This is a genomic window from Halomonas sp., assembly GCF_014859505.1.
GTDB lineage: Bacteria > Pseudomonadota > Gammaproteobacteria > Pseudomonadales > Halomonadaceae > Halomonas.
In genome coordinates this window covers 1-2,498 of record NZ_JACUUD010000227.1, presented here as the reverse complement: position 1 = coordinate 2,498, position 2,498 = coordinate 1, and the positions used below count along the sequence as shown (strand labels likewise).

At 65.1% G+C, this 2,498-nt stretch carries 2 protein-coding genes; both read left to right on the top strand.

Going from position 1 to position 2,498, the window contains the following annotated elements:
* The first annotated feature begins 302 nt into the window (after positions 1–302).
* The gene (gene leuC, locus IBX53_RS15740) at positions 303–1,730 is read left to right on the top strand and encodes a 3-isopropylmalate dehydratase large subunit (RefSeq protein ID WP_290911209.1); all 1,428 of its coding nucleotides are present in this window, start codon (positions 303–305) and stop codon (positions 1,728–1,730) included.
* Positions 1,731–1,733: 3 nt separating this feature from the next.
* A complete protein-coding gene (gene leuD / locus IBX53_RS15735) occupies positions 1,734–2,387 on the top strand; it encodes a 3-isopropylmalate dehydratase small subunit (RefSeq protein WP_290911205.1) in 654 nt (217 codons plus the stop codon).
* The last annotated feature ends 111 nt before the right edge of the window (positions 2,388–2,498 follow it).

Genomic DNA, 2,498 nt, shown 5'->3' with positions numbered 1-2,498 from the left:
TTTCTCTATTCCTTTGGGGAATTCAATCCATAAATAACATGAATTGATTTTATGGGCGAGGGGCAGGAAACTGGCTTCAAGCATCGAGCAGCCAAGGCTGATCTTCATTGCAGGCGCTGAGCGGCGCCGGGGGCAGGTCTGAAGGGGGTCTTTTTCCAGGGAAGGAAAAAGTAGCGTACAGGGAAGTATTCACAGCGCCCCCGAACAGACCTGTCGCCGGAAAAGCCGTCCTTGGAGGTGCATCAAGGGGCCTCCACGACCGACCAGACAGAGCACAGGGCGCAATCGCCCGGGAGAACGATATGGCAGGCCAGACACTCTACGACAAGCTGTGGACGCAGCACCTCGTCACGGAGCGCGATGACGGCACCGCACTGATCTACATCGATCGCCAGCTGCTCCACGAGGTGACCTCGCCCCAGGCCTTCGAGGGCCTGCGTCTGGCGGGCCGCAAGCCGTGGCGCCTCGACGCCAACCTGGCGACCCCCGACCACAACGTGCCCACCACGCTGAAGGAGCGCGCCGAGGGCAACGCCGGCATCAAGGACCCGGTATCGCTGATCCAGGTGCAGACCCTCGACGACAACTGCGTCGAGTTCGGCATCGAGGAGTTCAAGATCAACGACCCGCGCCAGGGCATCGTCCACGTGGTGGGGCCGGAGCAGGGCGCCACCTTGCCGGGCATGACCGTGGTCTGCGGCGACTCCCACACCGCCACCCACGGCGCCTTCGGGGCACTCGCCCACGGTATCGGCACCTCCGAGGTGGAACACGTGCTCGCTACCCAGTGCCTGCTGGCCCAGAAGATGAAGAACATGCAGGTGCGCGTCGAGGGTGAACTCGGCGTGGGCATCACCGCCAAGGATGTGGTGCTGGCCATCATCGGCCGGATCGGCACCGCCGGCGGCACCGGCTACGCCATCGAGTTTGCCGGCAGCGCCATCCAGAGCCTCTCCATGGAAGGCCGCATGACCGTCTGCAACATGGCCATCGAGGCCGGCGCCCGGGTCGGTCTGATCGCCGTGGACGACACCACCATCGATTATCTCGCCGAGCGTCCCTTCGCGCCTACGGGCGAGCAGTGGCAGGCCGCCGTGGCCGACTGGCGCGGCCTGGTCTCCGATGACAGTGCCGAGTTCGACAAGGTGGTGGTGCTGGACGCCGCCGAGATCGAGCCGCAGGTCTCCTGGGGCACCAGCCCCGAGATGGTCACCGGCATTTCCGGCGAGGTACCCGATCCCGCCGAGCAGACCGACGACACCCTGCGCAGCGGCTATACCCGGGCGCTTCAGTACATGGGGCTCGCCCCGAAGCAGAAGATCATCGATATCCGTCTCGACAAGGTGTTCATCGGCTCCTGCACCAACTCGCGCATCGAGGATCTGCGCGAGGCGGCCAAGGTGGCCCGCGGCAGGAAGGTGGCCGACAGCATCAAGCTGGCCATGGTGGTGCCGGGCTCCGGTCTCGTGAAGCGCCAGGCAGAGGCCGAGGGCCTCGATCGGATCTTCACCGAGGCGGGCTTCGAATGGCGCGAGCCGGGCTGCTCCATGTGCCTGGCCATGAACGCCGACAAGCTCGGCGCCGGTGAGCACTGCGCCTCCACCTCGAACCGCAACTTCGAGGGCCGCCAGGGCTACGGTGGGCGCACCCATCTGGTCAGCCCGGCCATGGCCGCCGCCGCTGCCATCGCCGGCCACTTTGTCGATGTCCGTACCCTTGAGGAGGCCTGAATCATGAACAAGTTCGAACGCACCGAAGGCCTCGTCGCTCCCCTCGATCGAGCCAACGTCGATACCGACCTGATCATTCCCAAGCAGTTCCTCAAGTCGATCAAGCGCACCGGCTTCGGCATCAATCTGTTTGACGAGCTGCGCTATCTCGACGAGGGCTACCCGGGACAGGACTGCTCGCAGCGCCCGGTCAATCCAGACTTCGTGCTCAATCAGCCGCGCTACCAGGGCGCCAGCGTGCTGCTGACCCGCCGCAACTTCGGCTGTGGCAGCTCCCGGGAGCATGCCCCCTGGGCGCTGGAGGACTTCGGGTTCCGGGTGGTGATCGCCCCGAGCTTCGCCGATATCTTCTACAACAACGCCTTCAAGAACGGCCTGCTGCTGGTCACTCTTCCCGAGGAGACCATCGATCGCCTGTTTGCCGAGGTGGAGGCCAGCGAGGGTTATCGGCTCGACGTGGATCTCGAGAACCAGCGCGTCACCACGCCCTCCGGCGAGATCATCGAGTTCGAGGTGGATGCCTTCCGCAAGCACTGCCTGCTCAATGGCCTCGACGACATCGGCATCACCCTGCAGGACGAGGACGCCATACGCGCCTTCGAGGCGAAGCACCGCGTTGCGCGCCCCTGGCTGTTCCGCGATAGCGCTCAGGCCTGACACTTGCACGCTCTTGCCGCCGAAAGGCGGGGCTAACCCGGCGGCAGGCCTGCGAAGAGGCGCTGTGAACCCATCCCTGGGCGCTACCGATGCCATCCCTGGCATAGGACC

Coding starts and splice junctions, on each gene's coding strand:
- leuD (WP_290911205.1), top strand. CDS start 1,734: ATGAACAAGTTCGAACGCACCGAAGGCCTCGTCGCTCCCCTCGATCGA.
- leuC (WP_290911209.1), top strand. CDS start 303: ATGGCAGGCCAGACACTCTACGACAAGCTGTGGACGCAGCACCTCGTC.